Origin of the sequence: Pokkaliibacter plantistimulans, assembly GCF_003194385.1 — a bacterium.
Taxonomy (GTDB): domain Bacteria; phylum Pseudomonadota; class Gammaproteobacteria; order Pseudomonadales; family Balneatricaceae; genus Pokkaliibacter; species Pokkaliibacter plantistimulans.
Map to the genome: position 1 here is coordinate 1 of NZ_LAPT01000145.1, position 15350 is coordinate 15350.

General features: G+C 53.8%; 16 protein-coding genes and 1 tRNA gene. 15 read left to right on the forward strand and 2 right to left on the reverse strand.

All coding sequences use genetic code 11. The features are described 5' to 3' along the window. The first annotated feature begins 28 nt into the window (after nucleotides 1-28). From WH50_RS24375 to WH50_RS24400, 6 genes are all read left to right on the forward strand, one after another. Nucleotides 29-104 (forward strand) — tRNA-Thr (locus WH50_RS24375). 99 nt (nucleotides 105-203) lie between these two features. Further along, nucleotides 204-404, forward strand: coding sequence for a DUF2970 domain-containing protein (locus tag WH50_RS24380; RefSeq protein ID WP_243410265.1), 201 nt, complete (start codon nucleotides 204-206; stop codon nucleotides 402-404). A 145-nt stretch (nucleotides 405-549) separates the two neighbouring features. After that, the gene (gene coxB, locus WH50_RS24385; protein ID WP_110189931.1) at nucleotides 550-1692 is read left to right on the forward strand and encodes a cytochrome c oxidase subunit II; all 1143 of its coding nucleotides are present in this window, start codon (nucleotides 550-552) and stop codon (nucleotides 1690-1692) included. Between the two features lie 12 nt (nucleotides 1693-1704). Next, the gene (ctaD, locus tag WH50_RS24390) at nucleotides 1705-3294 is read left to right on the forward strand and encodes a cytochrome c oxidase subunit I (RefSeq protein ID WP_110189933.1); all 1590 of its coding nucleotides are present in this window, start codon (nucleotides 1705-1707) and stop codon (nucleotides 3292-3294) included. 3 nt (nucleotides 3295-3297) lie between these two features. After that, nucleotides 3298-3837: a cytochrome c oxidase assembly protein gene (locus tag WH50_RS24395; RefSeq protein ID WP_243410266.1), complete on the forward strand. Its 540-nt coding sequence runs from the start codon at nucleotides 3298-3300 to the stop codon at nucleotides 3835-3837. A gap of 95 nt (nucleotides 3838-3932) precedes the next feature. Next, a complete protein-coding gene (locus WH50_RS24400; RefSeq protein WP_110189935.1) occupies nucleotides 3933-4796 on the forward strand; it encodes a cytochrome c oxidase subunit 3 in 864 nt (287 codons plus the stop codon). 28 nt (nucleotides 4797-4824) lie between these two features. Here the strand turns inward: WH50_RS24400 and WH50_RS24405 are convergent, their stop codons facing one another. Beyond that, nucleotides 4825-5037 carry a twin transmembrane helix small protein gene (locus WH50_RS24405; protein WP_104155008.1) on the reverse strand — a complete coding sequence of 71 codons (213 nt, stop codon included), beginning with the start codon at nucleotides 5035-5037 and terminating at the stop codon, nucleotides 4825-4827. Between the two features lie 36 nt (nucleotides 5038-5073). Here WH50_RS24405 and WH50_RS24410 point away from each other — a divergent pair, with 36 nt between their 5' ends. The 6 genes from WH50_RS24410 (at nucleotide 5074) to rimJ (ending at nucleotide 9865) form a co-directional block, all read left to right on the forward strand. Further along, nucleotides 5074-5829 (forward strand): SURF1 family protein, encoded by a 756-nt coding sequence (locus tag WH50_RS24410; protein ID WP_110189937.1) that lies wholly within the window; start codon nucleotides 5074-5076, stop codon nucleotides 5827-5829. 20 nt (nucleotides 5830-5849) lie between these two features. Next, on the forward strand, nucleotides 5850-6296 hold the full coding sequence (locus WH50_RS24415) for a hypothetical protein (protein ID WP_110189939.1): 447 nt from the start codon (nucleotides 5850-5852) through the stop codon (nucleotides 6294-6296). 80 nt (nucleotides 6297-6376) lie between these two features. Further along, complete coding sequence (locus tag WH50_RS24420; protein WP_110189941.1) at nucleotides 6377-7417, forward strand: COX15/CtaA family protein; 1041 nt, start codon at nucleotides 6377-6379, stop codon at nucleotides 7415-7417. A 9-nt stretch (nucleotides 7418-7426) separates the two neighbouring features. Next, nucleotides 7427-8341 carry a heme o synthase gene (gene cyoE, locus WH50_RS24425; protein WP_110189943.1) on the forward strand — a complete coding sequence of 305 codons (915 nt, stop codon included), beginning with the start codon at nucleotides 7427-7429 and terminating at the stop codon, nucleotides 8339-8341. A gap of 203 nt (nucleotides 8342-8544) precedes the next feature. Further along, the gene (locus WH50_RS24430; RefSeq protein ID WP_104155003.1) at nucleotides 8545-9147 is read left to right on the forward strand and encodes a Yip1 family protein; all 603 of its coding nucleotides are present in this window, start codon (nucleotides 8545-8547) and stop codon (nucleotides 9145-9147) included. A gap of 166 nt (nucleotides 9148-9313) precedes the next feature. Next, complete coding sequence (rimJ, locus tag WH50_RS24435) at nucleotides 9314-9865, forward strand: ribosomal protein S5-alanine N-acetyltransferase (RefSeq protein WP_110189945.1); 552 nt, start codon at nucleotides 9314-9316, stop codon at nucleotides 9863-9865. A 7-nt stretch (nucleotides 9866-9872) separates the two neighbouring features. Here rimJ and WH50_RS24440 read toward each other — a convergent pair whose 3' ends face one another. Further along, entirely contained in the window at nucleotides 9873-11900 is a 2028-nt protein-coding gene (locus tag WH50_RS24440) for a sigma-54-dependent Fis family transcriptional regulator (protein ID WP_207780473.1), read from the reverse strand. 390 nt (nucleotides 11901-12290) lie between these two features. Here WH50_RS24440 and WH50_RS24445 point away from each other — a divergent pair, with 390 nt between their 5' ends. From WH50_RS24445 to WH50_RS24455, 3 genes are read left to right on the forward strand one after another with little or no spacing between them, the layout of a single operon-like run. Next, nucleotides 12291-13373, forward strand: coding sequence for an ABC transporter ATP-binding protein (locus tag WH50_RS24445; RefSeq protein WP_104155000.1), 1083 nt, complete (start codon nucleotides 12291-12293; stop codon nucleotides 13371-13373). Between the two features lie 9 nt (nucleotides 13374-13382). Continuing rightward, nucleotides 13383-14471 (forward strand): ABC transporter ATP-binding protein, encoded by a 1089-nt coding sequence (locus WH50_RS24450; protein WP_104154999.1) that lies wholly within the window; start codon nucleotides 13383-13385, stop codon nucleotides 14469-14471. A gap of 5 nt (nucleotides 14472-14476) precedes the next feature. Then, nucleotides 14477-15346, forward strand: coding sequence for a carbohydrate ABC transporter permease (locus WH50_RS24455; protein ID WP_104154998.1), 870 nt, complete (start codon nucleotides 14477-14479; stop codon nucleotides 15344-15346). Nucleotides 15347-15350 lie beyond the last annotated feature (4 nt).

Below are 15350 nucleotides of genomic sequence, written 5' to 3' on the forward strand. Positions count from 1 at the left end.
AGTAGGTCATCGCCAGGCATCTAATTACGCTCATGTAGCTCAGTTGGTAGAGCACACCCTTGGTAAGGGTGAGGTCGGCAGTTCGAGTCTGCTCATGAGCTCCATATAGAATGAAGCCCTTGATGAAAATCAGGGGCTTTTTCTTTTTCTACTCCGACTACACTTCTACTGGTAATCTGCAGTCAGCTCTCAGGAGGTGAAACATGAAGCAGATGCTGCTGGACTGGTGGCGTATTGTCCGGAGTGTTCTCTCCGCATTTCTCGGCGTGCAGAATGAGCATAGTCGTCAGAGAGACTTTGCCTCCGATAGCCCTTGGCCATTCATTATTGCTGGTGTTGTTCTGGCCTTGATACTGGTTATTGCGCTGGTTCTGATAGTCCATGTTGTTCTTGCATCTGGCTGATGTATAGAAATTGGACAACTATTGATCACTGTCTATACTCCAAAAATACTAGCACTGAGCTGAATGTTGTGGTCGGCCGTTGCTAGTTCAACGGACGCTAGCCTGCGCCTGTTTATAACAAGAACAAGATCAGAGTAGGTGACATATGGTGGAGCTCAATCTTACGAAGGGCTATTGGCTCTTTATTGCTCTTTACCTTGTTGTACCTCAGGTATCAGCTGACTTGAAGTACAACATGCCTGTCGGAGTAACAGAGGTCAGCCACGCAGTTCACAGTCTCCACATGACTATATTCTGGATATGTGTTGCGATTGCTGTAATTGTGTTTGGTGTGATGTTCTGGTCTATTTTTCATCATCGTAAATCCAGAGGCGCGAAAGCGGCTCAGTTTCATGAAAATACCCTAGTAGAAATTATTTGGACGCTAATTCCATTAGTGATTCTTGTTGCTATGGCGGTACCCGCCACGGCGACGTTAATAAAAATGTACGATACTTCTGATGCTGATGTTGATATCCAAATAACGGGTTATCAATGGAAGTGGCATTACAAATACGTCAACGACGATATTGAATTCTTTTCTACTTTATCCACTCCAGCAGATCAGATTAAAAACGAAGCACCTAAAGATACCAACTATCTGTTAGAAGTGGATCAGCCACTAGTATTGCCTGTAGGTAAAAAGGTGCGCTTTCTGGTGACCTCTAATGATGTTATCCACTCTTGGTGGGTACCTGATCTGGCAGTAAAAAGAGATGCCATTCCTGGGTTTATTAACGAAGCCTGGACTAAGATCGAACGGTCGGGTACTTACCGTGGGCAATGTGCTGAACTTTGCGGTAAAGACCATGGTTTTATGCCTATTGTGGTCGAGGCAAAGTCAGAGCAGGAGTACAGCGCTTGGGTTGCTAACAAGCAGGCAGAGAAGGAGGCTGCAAAGCAAGCTGCTGCTGCCTCGGCAACAAAAGAATGGAGTCATGATGAGCTGATGGCAGAGGGGGAAAAGGTTTATGCCCGAATCTGCGCAGCGTGTCATCAGCCGACCGGAATGGGAATCCCCTCGGTGTTCCCTGCACTGAAGGGCAGCCCGGTAGCCACTGGGAATGTGCAGGAGCATATCAACATTGTTCTGCATGGACGACCGGGTACGGCAATGCAGGCCTTTGCCCAGCAGCTCAGTACAACAGAGCTGGCAGCAGTCATAACATATGAGCGGAACGCCTGGGACAATAACACCGGCGACACCGTATTACCGCAAGCCATTCAAGCCGTGTTGGACAAACAATAACAGGAGACCATCATGGATGTAGCGAGCGAACACAGTACTGATCACGACGCCCATCATGGTCCGGCTAAAGGCTTCACCCGCTGGGTTTATACAACTAACCACAAAGATATTGGCACGATGTATCTGTGGTTGGCGTTTGCCATGTTCCTTATCGGTGGCTCAATGGCAATGGTCATTCGGGCAGAGTTGTTCCAACCGGGACTGCAATTAGTCCAGCCAGGCTTCTTTAACCAGATGACGACCATGCATGGTCTGATCATGGTTTTCGGTGCGGTGATGCCTGCTTTTGTCGGACTGGCCAACTGGCTGATTCCCATGATGATCGGTGCGCCTGACATGGCGTTGCCAAGGATGAACAACCTGAGCTTCTGGATCCTGCCATTTGCTTTCGGACTGCTGTTGCTGACGTTGTTTATGGATGGGGGAGGGCCAAACTTCGGCTGGACATTCTATGCGCCTCTTTCTACTCAGTATGCGCCGCCCAGTGTGACGTTCTTCATATTCTCAATTCACCTGATGGGTCTGTCATCGATCATGGGGGCAATCAATGTCATTGCTACCATCATCAACATGCGTGCGCCGGGGATGACCTTGATGAAAATGCCGCTGTTTGTATGGACCTGGTTGATTACCGCTTTCTTATTGCTTGCTGCCATGCCAGTGCTGGCTGGCGTGGTGACGATGATGCTCATGGATATCAACTTTGGCACCAGCTATTTCAGTGCAGCGGGCGGTGGCGACCCGGTACTCTTCCAGCATTTGTTCTGGTTCTTCGGGCATCCCGAAGTTTACATAATGATATTGCCCGCGTTCGGAATTATTTCTCATATTGTTCCTGCCTTCAGTCGCAAGCGGCTATTTGGCTATTCCTCGATGGTTTATGCCACTGCCTCAATTGCCATTCTGTCTTTCATGGTATGGGCCCACCATATGTTTACCGTGGGATTGCCGCTGGCGGGTGAATTGTTCTTCATGTACGCGACCATGATGATCGCCGTACCCACCGGGGTGAAAGTATTCAACTGGATTAGCACCATGTTCCGTGGTTCCCTGACATTAGAAACGCCAATGCTGTTCGCTATCGCATTTATTGTGTTATTTACTATCGGTGGTTTTTCTGGACTGATGCTGGCTATTTCACCTGCAGACTTTCAATATCAGGACACCTATTTTGTTGTGGCGCATTTTCATTATGTATTGGTGCCAGGTGCCATATTCTCCATTATTGCCGCTGCCTACTTCTGGCTACCTAAATGGTGTGGCCGAATGTATGACGAGAAGCTGGGCAAGATTCATTTCTGGTGGTCTTTCGTCGGTTTGAATCTGACATTCTTTCCCATGCATTTCGTAGGGCTGGCTGGAATGCCAAGGCGTATACCAGACTATGCACTGCAATTTGCTGACTTCAATATGATTTCTTCTATAGGTGCTTTCATATTTGGTACAGCTCAATTGTTTTTTCTTTATATCGTAGTGAAGTGCATATTGACGGGTGAGAAAGCGCCAGCGTGCCCATGGGAGGGAGCTGAAGGTCTGGAATGGACGCTGCCATCACCCGCGCCTTATCACAGCTTCACTGTTCCTCCGAAGTTTGAGGATTGACTGGTGGACGCCCGCACTCAGAGGTCTCTGGTATGGCTGGTGTTACTGCCGGTTGCCATGTTTGGTTTCGGCTTTGCGTTGGTGCCGTTGTATGACGTGTTTTGCCGGGTGACGGGATTGAACGGCAAGGTGAATACCAGCCCTCTGGCAATGCCCGTGTCGGCAAAGGTTGATTTGTCTCGCAGTATCAATATCCAGTTTGTTACCCAGAATAATGCCAACATGCCGTGGACCTTTCAGCCTCTGAGTACAGAAATGGAGATTCACCCCGGAGCGGACAGCCGGGCGGTATTCAGGGTGAAAAATGTCACAGACCATCCAATGAGTGCCCAGGCTATACCCAGTATCAGCCCGGCAGAGGCCGCACAGTATTTTCACAAGATTCAGTGCTTTTGCTTTAACCAGCAGCACTTAGCGGCCAGAGAGTCGCTGGATATGCCAGTCATTTTCTATGTTGACCCAGAGCTACCGGACTACATTCATACCATTACGTTGGGCTATACCCTATTCGATGTAACCAAATTAGCGGCCAGAGCCAACTAGTTTGAAAGAGATGTAAAACAATCAGTCAGGATGACATTTACAAGCCGGGATGACTTCAACAGGCCAGCAGCTCATGCTGACCGGAGGGCTTGGATATGAATCACCAGCACTACTACGTTCCTGAGCAAAGTCACTGGCCCATAGTCGCTGCCTTTGCCCTGTTTTTCCTCGCTGCGGGTACCGCACACACCATTATTCACGGCCAGCCACTGCTTCTCATTATTGGTCTGGGGGCGATTGCCTATCTGTTCGTCGGCTGGTTTGGCGAGGTGATCAGAGAGAATCAGGCAGGCCTGCTTGATAACGATCAGGTTGATCGTTCATTCCGGTTAGGCATGGGCTGGTTCATCTTTTCGGAAGTGATGTTCTTTGCCGCCTTTTTCGGCGCCCTGTTTTATATTCGCCACTTTTCTGTGCCGTGGCTGGCTGGGGAAGGAGCAAAAGGGATATCCCATATGCTGTGGCCTGCTTTCGAGGCTAGCTGGCCAGTCATGTCACCCCCTGACAGTGCACGCTTTCCGGGCCCTGAGGAAACGGTAGATCCCTGGCACCTGCCCTTCATCAATACCCTGCTGCTGGTGTCTTCCAGTATCACACTGACGATTGCTCACCATGCCTTGAAAAAAGGCCATCGTGCGGTGGTCATTGCCTGGATGTTTGTCACCGTAGCCCTGGGGGTATCGTTCCTGGTTGTGCAAGGCTACGAGTATCACGAAGCCTATACCCAGATGGGCTTGACCCTGCATGCCGGAGTCTATGGCGCCACGTTCTTCATTCTTACCGGGTTTCACGGGATGCATGTCACGTTGGGGACCATCATCCTCATCGTGATGCTGAGCCGGATTCTGCGTGGCCATTTCTCTGCGCGACGTCACTTTGGCTTCGAGGCCAGTGCCTGGTACTGGCACTTTGTCGATGTCGTGTGGCTGGGGTTGTTTATCTTTGTCTATGTGCTCTGAAGCCAAAGTAAAGTGATTCTGCTTGTGGTTACCATGGCGCCTGACTGTGCAACTGGCCGGTGTAGAAACCGTAAAAGATAAGCAGCAGAAGCAGGGCTGCAAGCGTGACGCGTAATGTAAGGGAGGTCAGCAGGCGCTTTTGGTGAGCCTTACCCTGATCAACCATCAGAAAGTACAGGCCGCTACCCAGACTGATCAGCATGAGCACTACCAGCAGGATAATAAGAGACTTCAGGAACATGGCTGCTACCTCGTTACGATCCTGGGGTGATAGAGCATGAGTATAGCCGGGGACAGGAGACTTAACCTGTGGCTGTTAGGGTTGCTGCTGTTAGGTGCTGCCGGTGTGGCTCTGGGCAGATGGCAATGGCATCGGGCTGAGCAGAAGTTGCTGTGGGAGCACACACTGACTTTGCCGATCATGTCGTTTGAGACCCTTAAGACTGACTGGCAGGGCGCCGATCAGTGGCTGGGCCGACAGGTAAGGGTAGAAGGGGAGTTGATGCCACACATCGTCGCTTTCATTGACAACCAGTTGCTCAAGGGGCGGCCCGGTCTGGATGTGCTTGGGGTGATGCGGCTGAGTGATGGCCGTTATGTACTGGTCAACCGGGGGTGGTTAGCCTGGTCGGAACGTAACACACTCCCCAGCGTAGTAGTGCCTGCAGGACGCGTTGCAATAAGTGCCAGGGTTTACCCGTTTAGCCGACCGGGTCTGGAGCTGGGGGATTACCCTGATGTGAGCCGCGGACTGCACGTTCGCCTGCCGTGGGTGGATGGTGACAAGCTGGGAGCTGCACTGGGAGTCTCCCTGCTACCGGTTGAGCTGAGAGTTGAAGACAACCAGCCAGGTATGTTTCAGGCGCATTGGAAGATATCGGCAATGTCGTCTGCCACTCACCGTGCTTATGCCTGGCAGTGGTGGGGATTAACAACAATGACGTGGAGTTATGCGCTATGGCTGTTTCTACGACGTACAAAGCAGACCCGCAGGCAGCACGAGGCAGAAGTAAACTCTTCATCCTCTTACTGATAGGGTTTGCCCCGGTGGTCATGGCCTGGGCACTGTTTTTGAGTGGTTGGCGACCAGTACATACGGTTGCCAATGGGCAGCTGCTGACGTCTCCTCTCACCATTGATCAATGGTGGCGGGGAGGCGCAGAAAAGTCGGAGTGGATGGGGCACTGGTCTCTGGTCATGGTGTTACCTGAGCAGTGCAGCAGTGAGTGTCGTCAGCGGCTGGATGTGTTAACCCGTATGCATATGGCGCTTGGCAAGGATGCCAGTCGGGTGCGCAGGGTCTGGCTTGGTCAGGTCAGCTGGCAGGCAGATCCGTATCTCTCTATCTATCCGGAATACCAGCTTGGTGTTAACGGGGAGCCGACCTGCTTTGTTGTCGACCCGCTGGGTAACTTGATTTTGGTGTACCAGAAGGAGCAGCCAGCCAGGGATATTTTGAAAGATCTGAAGAAACTGTTGGCAGCTTCAAACATCGGTTAGCGGGATTCTGCTATTCGGACCCGGTACTAACTGCTCTGCAACTCTCCACTCATAACAATAATGAATGATGGAGGTGGCCGATGACCGCGAAACAAGTCATCCCGTATCGAGCCTGCTGGTTGGCTGTGGTGCTGGCATCTATTGTCGTTGCACTCGGCGCCTATACCCGTTTGTCAGATGCCGGGCTGGGGTGCCCTGACTGGCCTGGATGTTATGGCTTCGCCATTGTTCCGCACAGCTATGAGCACATGGTGCTGGCTGCCGAGCGTTTCCCGGGCGTGCCTGTCGAGTCGGCAAAAGGTTGGGCAGAAATGGTTCATCGCTATGCCGCAGGTGGCTTAGGAGTACTGATTTGCTATCTGGCGGCGGTCGGTTTGTCTCGTAATGATCCTCGTTACCCACGCTGGCACAGCCTGATGCTGCTTTGCATGGTGTTGCTGCAGGCGATGTTTGGCATGTGGACGGTGACACTCAAACTCTGGCCCCAGGTAGTGACAATGCACCTGCTTGGAGGCATCTCGTTACTGACGTTGCTGTTTCTGCTGTTATTGCGGCTTCGCACGCTGATGCATGTCAGGACTGCGCTGTCTGCACAGGTGGCCTCGCCGCTGCTGGAGTCGGATATTTCGCTGCGCTGGTTACGTGGCCTCGCCTGGGCCGCCTTGTTCATGTTGATCTTTCAGGTCGCCCTTGGGGGGTGGACCAGCTCCAATTATGCCGCCATGGCCTGCCCTGATTTTCCTACCTGTCAACAGCAATGGTGGCCAGCCACGATGGACATTGGCCACGGGATGAATGTGCTGCAGCATGTGGGCCCCAATTATCTGGGAGGCCAGCTGACAGGGCCCGGTCGTGTGGCAATCCATGTGCTGCACCGGGTGGGAGCGCTGCTTGTCAGTGGCGGCGTCATTGTGCTGGTGGTGTTGCTGTGGCGGGCACGGGTGCAGGCCATGGCAGTTACACTCGGTGCCATGCTAGTCATGCAGGTGTGTCTGGGTGTCGCGAATGTGTTCTGGCAGTTCCCGATTTTTCTTGCGCTGGCTCATAACACCGGGGCGGCCCTGTTGATGCTGACGCTGGTGTCAGTGCTTTATCACCTCTACCGTCTACGCCAGTTATAGGGGGATGTCATGAAGGAGACTGTACATGGAGGGGCTTCTGCCATAGGCGTACCGCTTGCTACGCTCTGGCATGATTACTACGCCTTGACCAAGCCCAGAGTCGTGGCAGTGATGCTGCTGACGGCGGTGGTGGGGATGCTGCTGGCGACTCAGGATGGCAATATACCCTGGCATGCGCTGTGCTGGGGAACGCTGGGTATCGGACTGGCTGCCAGCTCAGCCGCTGCGATCAATCAGATTGTGGATCGTCGTTTGGATGCGCTGATGGCTCGTACCCGCCAGCGGCCTATCCCTCAGGGACATATTCCAGCCCATCATGCTTTGCTGTTTGCGGCAGTGTTAGGTATAGCGGGCATCGGTATTCTGGCCATTCTGGTCAACTCTCTGACTGCCTGGCTCACTCTGGGTTCGCTGCTTGGGTATGCGGTTGTCTATACGGCTTTTCTGAAACGTGCCACTCCGCAAAATATCACTATTGGTGGCCTGGCGGGTGCGGCGCCCCCACTACTTGGCTGGACCTCAGTCAGCAATCAGATCGTGCCGGAAAGTTTGCTGCTGGTACTGATCATTTTTGCCTGGACGCCACCCCATTTCTGGGCGCTGGCGATTCATAAGAAGACTGAATATGCCAAAGTAGGGATACCCATGCTGCCGGTCACCCATGGTGAAGCGTTCACCCGCCTGCACATCCTGCTTTATACCCTGCTGATGGTGCTGTGTACCTTGTTGCCTTATCTCTACGGTTGCAGCGGCGTAGTGTATTTGGTCGGGGTGCTGATCCTGAATGGCCTGTTCCTGCAGAAGGCGCTGTGGCTGTGGTTATATCGCCGTCCTGCTGATCCCTATGGGCTTTTCCGTTATTCGATTAACTACATCATGCTGCTGTTCGTGGTCCTCTTGCTGGATCACTATCTGGCCCTATAAGAACCGAAAGGTCTCAGCTGTACCTGACAAGACTGAGGAGGTCGCCACAAAGGTAAGCATGTACCAAGACGCCGGTTGGGGCCGAAGAAGACGTACCGACAGAGACATTGGCGCAGGACTGGTCGTCAAGTTGTCGGACGGTTATCACTCTGGGACGAAAGAAGTGGGGAAGTAACTGACGATGAGAACATCCGGAGGCGCCTATGTTCTTTCAACACATGTTCGGGCTGATCTATCACCCGAAGCAGGAGTGGGATTCCATCCGTGAAGAGAAATACACGCTTGGTTATCTCTATAAGCATCACATACTCTGGCTGGCTGCGATTCCAGCATTGTCTTTGTTCATTGGCACCACTCAGATGGGGTGGAGCATTGCAGGTACCAACTACGTCAAGCTGACCGTATTGAGCGCCATCCCTATTGCGGCGGCATTTTATATCGCCCTGATGGTTGGCGTGGGGCTGATGGCCTGGGGTGTCTTCTGGATGGAGAAGACCTACGGGGCCGATGCCAGCTTTGACCGCTGTATGGTGCTTACCACCTTTACCGCTACCCCCTTGTTTATGGCGGGTCTGGCGGGGTTGTTGCCCATCCTCTGGTTTGACGTCTTTGTGGTGCTGGGCGCTGTGTCCTACACCGTCTATCTGCTGTACGTTGGCGTGCCTATCGTCATGCGTATCCCGGAAGAGCGCGGCTTCATGTTTTCCACCTCGGTGCTGACGGTTGGGCTGTGCCTGTTGGTGGGAGGATTAGCGATGACTGCAGTGCTGTGGGGGAGTGGGCTAGGGCCGGTATTTACCCGCTAGTTCTGTTGTTAGTAGATTCAAGGTTGAACACAGGAGCCTGACCTTCACTGTAATGAATATGCTTCACTGACTGCAGTGAAGGTTGTGAATTGAGCCCGGTATGCGCGAGTATAGCGGGCTTTTTATTTCCGTCGTTTGGAGCAGCAACATGGTAAGGCAGCTATTGATGCCGCAATTGACAGGTGAAAGGGTCCGGTTGTCTGCCGTCCAGCGTGCCGATGTTCAGCAGGTGCAGGACTACTACCAGCGTAATCGCCAGTTTCTGCAACCCTGGGAGCCTCTGCGTGATGCGCATTTCTATACCCATGAATTCTGGATGACAGAGCTGGCCGCGCGTGAGCAACGCCTGGCTGAAGGCGCAGGTATCAGTTTTGGGGTGTTTCATCAGCACAGCAATGAGCTGATCGGGTTCTGCAATTTCTCCAACATAGTGCGTGGTGTGTTTCAGGCATGCCATCTGGGTTATGCCCTGGATCAGCGCTTTGAAGGGCAGGGGTTCATGTCGGAAGCGCTGGCACTGGGGATTGGCTATGTATTTGAGCAGCTGCACCTGCATCGGGTAATGGCCAGTTACATGCCCGCCAACCTGCGCAGTGCAGCCGTGCTGGCGAGGCTGGGGTTTGTCAGAGAGGGCTATGCCAGTCGCTATCTGAAGATCAATGGTGTCTGGGAGGATCATATTCTCACGGCATTGATCAATCCTGATTCGACCCTGTGACACGTAATCAGCTATGCAGGCCAAGCTCCTTCAAGCGTTTATAGAGTGTGGTACGACTGATGCCGAGATGGCGAGCCAGCATGGAAATGTTGCCCTCATAATGCTGGTACAGCTTAGGGAGTGACTGCTCTGGGAATAACTGTTCCGGGAATGACTGCCCGTTGGCAGGTGTGGCTTCTGCCTCAGACGTTTCACCCATTTCTACAGCTTCTGCAGCCGTCTCCGCAGCCAGTGTGGTGGGTACTGTTACATGAGGCTGTTCCTGCAGGTCGGCGAAAAAGTCATCGGGCAGGTGCTCGGCGGTAATCAGGTCAGTATCCGCCATCGCCAGAGCAATCTGCAGTACGCTGACCAGTTGGCGGACATTGCCGGGCCAGGGGTGGCGATGAAACAGTGCCAGCACTTCTTCGCTCAGACCTGCTTCCTGATCGGCTTCGCGGTAACGATCCCAGAGCGCATGGAACAATGCGGTCTTGTCCTGGCGCTCACGCAATGGTGGCAACTCCAGGTTGAGGCCGGTTACCCGGTAGTAAAGATCCTGGCGGAACAGCCCCTGTTCGACATCCGTCTTCAGCGACCGGTTCGTGGCTGACACCAGCCGGATATCTACCGGGTAAGACTCTGTGCTGCCCAGTGGCGTGACCTTGCGCTCCTGTAATACCCGCAGCAGACGCGCCTGTACCTTTAGCGGCATATCTCCCAGTTCATCGAGAAACAAGGTGCCTTTGTGGGCTTTGCGAATAAGCCCCATGCTGCCTTTCTGACTGGCACCGGTGAAGGCGCCTTTCTCATAGCCAAACAGCTCTGACTCCACCAGATCTCCCGGAATGGCTGCACAGTTAACGGCGACCAGCGGATAGGCCGCACGGTCACTGGTTTCATGCAGAGCCTTGACGAAAACCTCCTTGCCCACCCCGGTTTCGCCATGAATCAGAATGGGAATGTCTTTATCGAGAATACGCTTGGCCTGCCGCACAGCCTTGCTGATGCGCGGATCTCCGAGATCAATGGCATCCAGAGTAAAGGGCTGATTGGCTGGCAGGCGTTTGTGCTGGGCAAGCAGGTTGGGCAGAGGTACTTCCCTTAGAGGTAAGGATGGTTTGGCGGGCTCCGTGGCTGCAGCCCGGTGATTCTGGCGGAAGTCGCGAGGGATCACTCTGACATGGACCGGCCGTTTGACGGTGGCATAGAAACGGTACTTACCACTGGCAGTCAGTTGCATCGGTAAGCCTTCAGGGTGGTTGATGAGATTACGCAGGGTCGTGTCGAACAGACTTTCAATGTTGACCATCGACAGTTCCAGGCCAAGCAGGATATCTGCGCGCCGGTTGGCGGAAATGACCTGCCCCTGCTCGGTGAACACCAGGATGCCTGCCCATTGACTGTCCAGACTGTCCAGATTGGTGTTAAAGGTCAGGAAAAAGTGTTCACCCTTGAACAGGTTGATGATCAGACGGTTCTCCACCGACTGGGTCATCATCTTCACCATGCCGAGTGTATGGGTCTGTGGCAGATAGGTATCGCTCGATACGTCCAGCACGCCAATCAGGCTGCGGCTGGCATCGAAGATCGGTGCCGCAGAGCCGGTCATAAAGCGATTGGCCTTGAGAAAGTGTTCATCGCGGTGAATCTGGATAGCCTGCCCCGTTGCCAGTGCCGTACCTATGGCATTGGTGCCGGTATAGCGCTCGATCCAGCTGGTACCCGCCTCGAAGCCCTGGGTGTATCCCGGCTCCAGAAAACGCTGGTCACCCCATGATTGCAGCAGCTGTCCACGGCCATCTGCCAGCATGATCAGGCAGTGGGAGTTGGACAGAATGTGCTCATAGTAGGGCAGCACCTCATGATAGGTGGTTTGCACCAGAAACTGATGGGCTTCCAGCAGCACGCCGACATCACCGGCAGAAGGGCGGTGCAGCTCCGGTTGCGTACTGGGGGTCAGGCCGTAGTCACGGCAGCGTGCCCAGGAGTCGAGAATCAATTTTTCATGGTTGGCGCCGTCGGAATGCGGAGCCACTGAATTGCTGTTACTCACGTCGTGCCATCGCCTCTGTACAGCATATGCCTGTGTTTATTGTTGTGTTGGCGGTTGTCCATCCGTGTTCAGCCTGAAGTGACAGCTGAACAGCATCCATGGGCAGATGAACAACTGGACAGATTCTGTAAAGAGATGTGTGCAGTGTCAATGTGTTTCTGTGCTGGCTGTTGTAAAGCGAACATCAAATTTACGCATGTGAAAATTTTAGAATTCTTATAACTTATTGAAAATAAATAATTTTTAATTTTTTATCAGAAAATAGCCGATGACTGGTCACATTTGGCATGGCGTTCGCTTTCGTATAGGTACATTTGTCTTCTGGACAGTCGGTGTGGGCACAGTCTGACTGTGTTGATGCCGGTGCGATAACAACAATAAGGACACGCCATGTCGTTAGTACTTGAGCATGTCAGTCGGAGGGTGGATCGCACTCTCTATATTGACGATGCAAACCTGACCTTTGAGCCAGGGTCTTTCAATGTTCTGCTGGGGCGTACTCTGGCAGGAAAAACCTCACTGATGCGTCTCATGGCTGGCCTGGACCGGCCAACCGCCGGACGCATTCTGATGAATGGCGCTGATGTGACGGGCGTTCCGGTGCGTCAGCGCAACGTCTCCATGGTCTATCAGCAGTTTATCAACTACCCCAACATGACGGTGTTCGAGAATATCGCCTCGCCGCTGCGTCTGTCGGGGGAGTCCAATGCCGTGATCGACCGCAAGGTACGAGAAACCGCCGAAATGCTGCGTATCGACCCCTTCCTCAGCCGCCTGCCGCTGGAGTTGTCGGGTGGTCAGCAGCAGCGCACGGCCATGGCGCGGGCACTGGTCAAAGAGGCGGACATCATTTTATTTGACGAGCCGCTGGTCAACCTCGATTACAAGCTGCGCGAAGAGCTGCGTCAGGAAATGCGCGAGCTGTTCAAAGCACGCCGCACGATTGCCATTTATGCCACCACGGAGCCCAATGAGGCGCTGGCGCTGGGCGGTACCACCACGGTATTGCATGAAGGTCGCATCGTGCAGAGCGGCCCCACTGCCGAGGTTTATCACCGGCCTAACTCTGTGCTGGCCGCTGAACTGTTTTCAGAGCCTCCCATCAACTTACTTGAAGGGCGCATTACTGACAGTGAAGTGACCTTTGATGAAACCGTGCACTTTCCCCTGAATCAGGATCTGCAGGGCATCGGCGCTGGCCAGTATCGTTTTGGCGTACGGCCAAGCCATCTGGGGCTGGTGCCTTCCAATGATGATGATCTGGAGCTGTCGGTACTGGTCGAGCTGGCGGAAATCAGTGGCTCGGAGACCTTCCTGCATGTCCGTAATGATCATTTCTCCCTGGTGCTGCATTTGTCCGGTGTTCACGAGTATGACGTCGATGAACCCATCCGGGTCTATGTGCCGACCCACAAGCTGTTTGTCTTTGCACAGGACGGACGCTTGATTCAGGCACCACAGCGGCAGCGATAAGGAGGCACCATGGCAGAAATACGTTTACAGGCGCTGGCGCACAGCTATAGCCGCACCCCTCAGGGGCCGCAGGATTACGCCATTCGGCAGATGACCCATGTCTGGGAACAGGGGGGCGCGTTTGCGCTGCTGGGCCCCTCCGGCTGTGGCAAGTCGACACTGCTCAACATCATTTCCGGTTTGCTCAGCCCGTCCGAAGGCAAGATTTTATTTGATGGCCGTGAGGTCAACCGCCTGTCGCCGGAGCAACGCAACATTGCTCAGGTGTTTCAGTTCCCGGTGGTGTACGACACCATGACGGTGTTCGAGAACCTGGCATTTCCTCTGCGCAACCAGGGGCTGGCAGAGGGCAAGATTCGCTCCAAGGTCAATGAGATTGCAGATGTGCTGGAGTTGCATCCGGTGCTGCACAAGCGCGCCAAAAACCTGACTGCGGATGAAAAGCAAAAGGTATCCATGGGGCGTGGTCTGGTACGCGATGATGTGTCCGCCATTCTGTTCGATGAGCCGCTGACGGTCATCGATCCCCATCTCAAATGGAAGCTGCGTCGCAAGCTCAAGCAGATCCATGAGCAGTTCAACATCACCATGGTGTATGTCACCCATGATCAGCTGGAGGCATCGACCTTCGCTGACAAGATTGCGGTGATGTACGGCGGCCAGATTGTCCAGTTCGGAACGCCCCGGGAGCTGTTCGAAAAGCCGGCGCATACCTTTGTGGGATTCTTCATTGGCAGCCCCGGGATGAACCTGATTCCGGTGCAACGCTGTTCCGGCGGAGTGCAGTTCGACACCATCAAGGTGCCACTGAGCCCGCGCCTGCAGGAGCAGCTGGAGCAACTGCCGTCCAGTCAGATCAAGATCGGTATCCGGCCTGAGTTTGTTCACGTCTGGGACGTGCCTTTTGAAGAAGGCTACGAATGCGACGTGCTGCACGTTGAAGACCTGGGCACCTACAAGATCCTCACTTTGCGTCTGGGCGAGCATACCCTGAAGGCGCGCTTGCAGGAGGATCAGAAAGTGCCGCAGCGACGGGTGCATATCAGCTTCCCTGAGCAGTGGCTGAAGGTGTACGTGGACGAGTTTCTGGTGGAGTAAGGACCATGAGCAATAAAGTCGAAAATAATAAGGCCTGGTTCCTGGTATTGCCGGTGTTCGTGCTGGTGGCCTTCAGTGCCATCGTGCCAATGATGACGGTAGTGAACTACTCGGTGCAGGACATCTTCGATCAGTACACCCGCGTTTTCGTGGGGACTGACTGGTTCCGTGACATTCTGCGTGATGATCGTCTGCACGATGCCCTGCTGCGGCAGGTGATCTACTCCCTCTGTGTACTGCTGATCGAAATCCCGCTGGGTATCGGTGTGGCGCTGTGCATGCCGAAGAAAGGGATATGGTCATCAGCCTGTCTGATCCTGCTGGCGTTGCCGCTCCTGATCCCATGGAACGTGGTCGGTACTATCTGGCAGATTTTCGGTCGTGCTGACATCGGCCTGCTGGGCTGGTCACTGAATGCCATGGGGTTGGAGTACAACTATGCCGGTAATCCGGTGGATGCCTGGCTAACGGTATTACTGATTGATGTCTGGCACTGGACATCACTGGTGGCGCTGCTGTGCTATTCCGGTCTGCGCGCCATTCCCGATGTCTATTATCAGGCGGCACGCATTGACCGGGCCTCATCCTGGGCGGTGTTCCGCTACATCCAGCTGCCCAAGCTCAAGAGTGTGCTGCTGATCGGCGTCATGCTGCGCTTTATGGACAGCTTCATGATCTACACCGAGCCCTTTGTACTGACCGGCGGCGGTCCGGGCAATGCCACCACCTTCATGAGCCAGACGCTGACCACGATGGCGGTGGGGCAGTTCGATATCGGCCCTGCAGCTGCCTTCTCTCTGGTGTACTTCCTTATCATTCTGCTGGTGTCCTTCGTGTTCTATACCGCGATGACCCACGCGGACAAAGACGCCTGAGGTG

Excerpts from the sequence above, each read along its gene's own strand:
- WH50_RS24455 (WP_104154998.1), top strand. The coding sequence starts at position 14,477 with ATGAGCAATAAAGTCGAAAATAATAAGGCCTGGTTCCTGGTATTGCCG.
- WH50_RS24415 (WP_110189939.1), top strand. The coding sequence starts at position 5,850 with ATGGCCTGGGCACTGTTTTTGAGTGGTTGGCGACCAGTACATACGGTT.
- WH50_RS24450 (WP_104154999.1), top strand. The coding sequence starts at position 13,383 with ATGGCAGAAATACGTTTACAGGCGCTGGCGCACAGCTATAGCCGCACC.
- WH50_RS24445 (WP_104155000.1), top strand. The coding sequence starts at position 12,291 with ATGTCGTTAGTACTTGAGCATGTCAGTCGGAGGGTGGATCGCACTCTC.
- WH50_RS24405 (WP_104155008.1), bottom strand. The coding sequence starts at position 5,037 with ATGTTCCTGAAGTCTCTTATTATCCTGCTGGTAGTGCTCATGCTGATC.
- WH50_RS24400 (WP_110189935.1), top strand. The coding sequence starts at position 3,933 with ATGAATCACCAGCACTACTACGTTCCTGAGCAAAGTCACTGGCCCATA.
- WH50_RS24380 (WP_243410265.1), top strand. The coding sequence starts at position 204 with ATGAAGCAGATGCTGCTGGACTGGTGGCGTATTGTCCGGAGTGTTCTC.
- rimJ (WP_110189945.1), top strand. The coding sequence starts at position 9,314 with ATGCCGCAATTGACAGGTGAAAGGGTCCGGTTGTCTGCCGTCCAGCGT.
- WH50_RS24410 (WP_110189937.1), top strand. The coding sequence starts at position 5,074 with ATGAGTATAGCCGGGGACAGGAGACTTAACCTGTGGCTGTTAGGGTTG.
- WH50_RS24430 (WP_104155003.1), top strand. The coding sequence starts at position 8,545 with ATGTTCTTTCAACACATGTTCGGGCTGATCTATCACCCGAAGCAGGAG.
- coxB (WP_110189931.1), top strand. The coding sequence starts at position 550 with ATGGTGGAGCTCAATCTTACGAAGGGCTATTGGCTCTTTATTGCTCTT.
- cyoE (WP_110189943.1), top strand. The coding sequence starts at position 7,427 with ATGAAGGAGACTGTACATGGAGGGGCTTCTGCCATAGGCGTACCGCTT.
- ctaD (WP_110189933.1), top strand. The coding sequence starts at position 1,705 with ATGGATGTAGCGAGCGAACACAGTACTGATCACGACGCCCATCATGGT.
- WH50_RS24420 (WP_110189941.1), top strand. The coding sequence starts at position 6,377 with ATGACCGCGAAACAAGTCATCCCGTATCGAGCCTGCTGGTTGGCTGTG.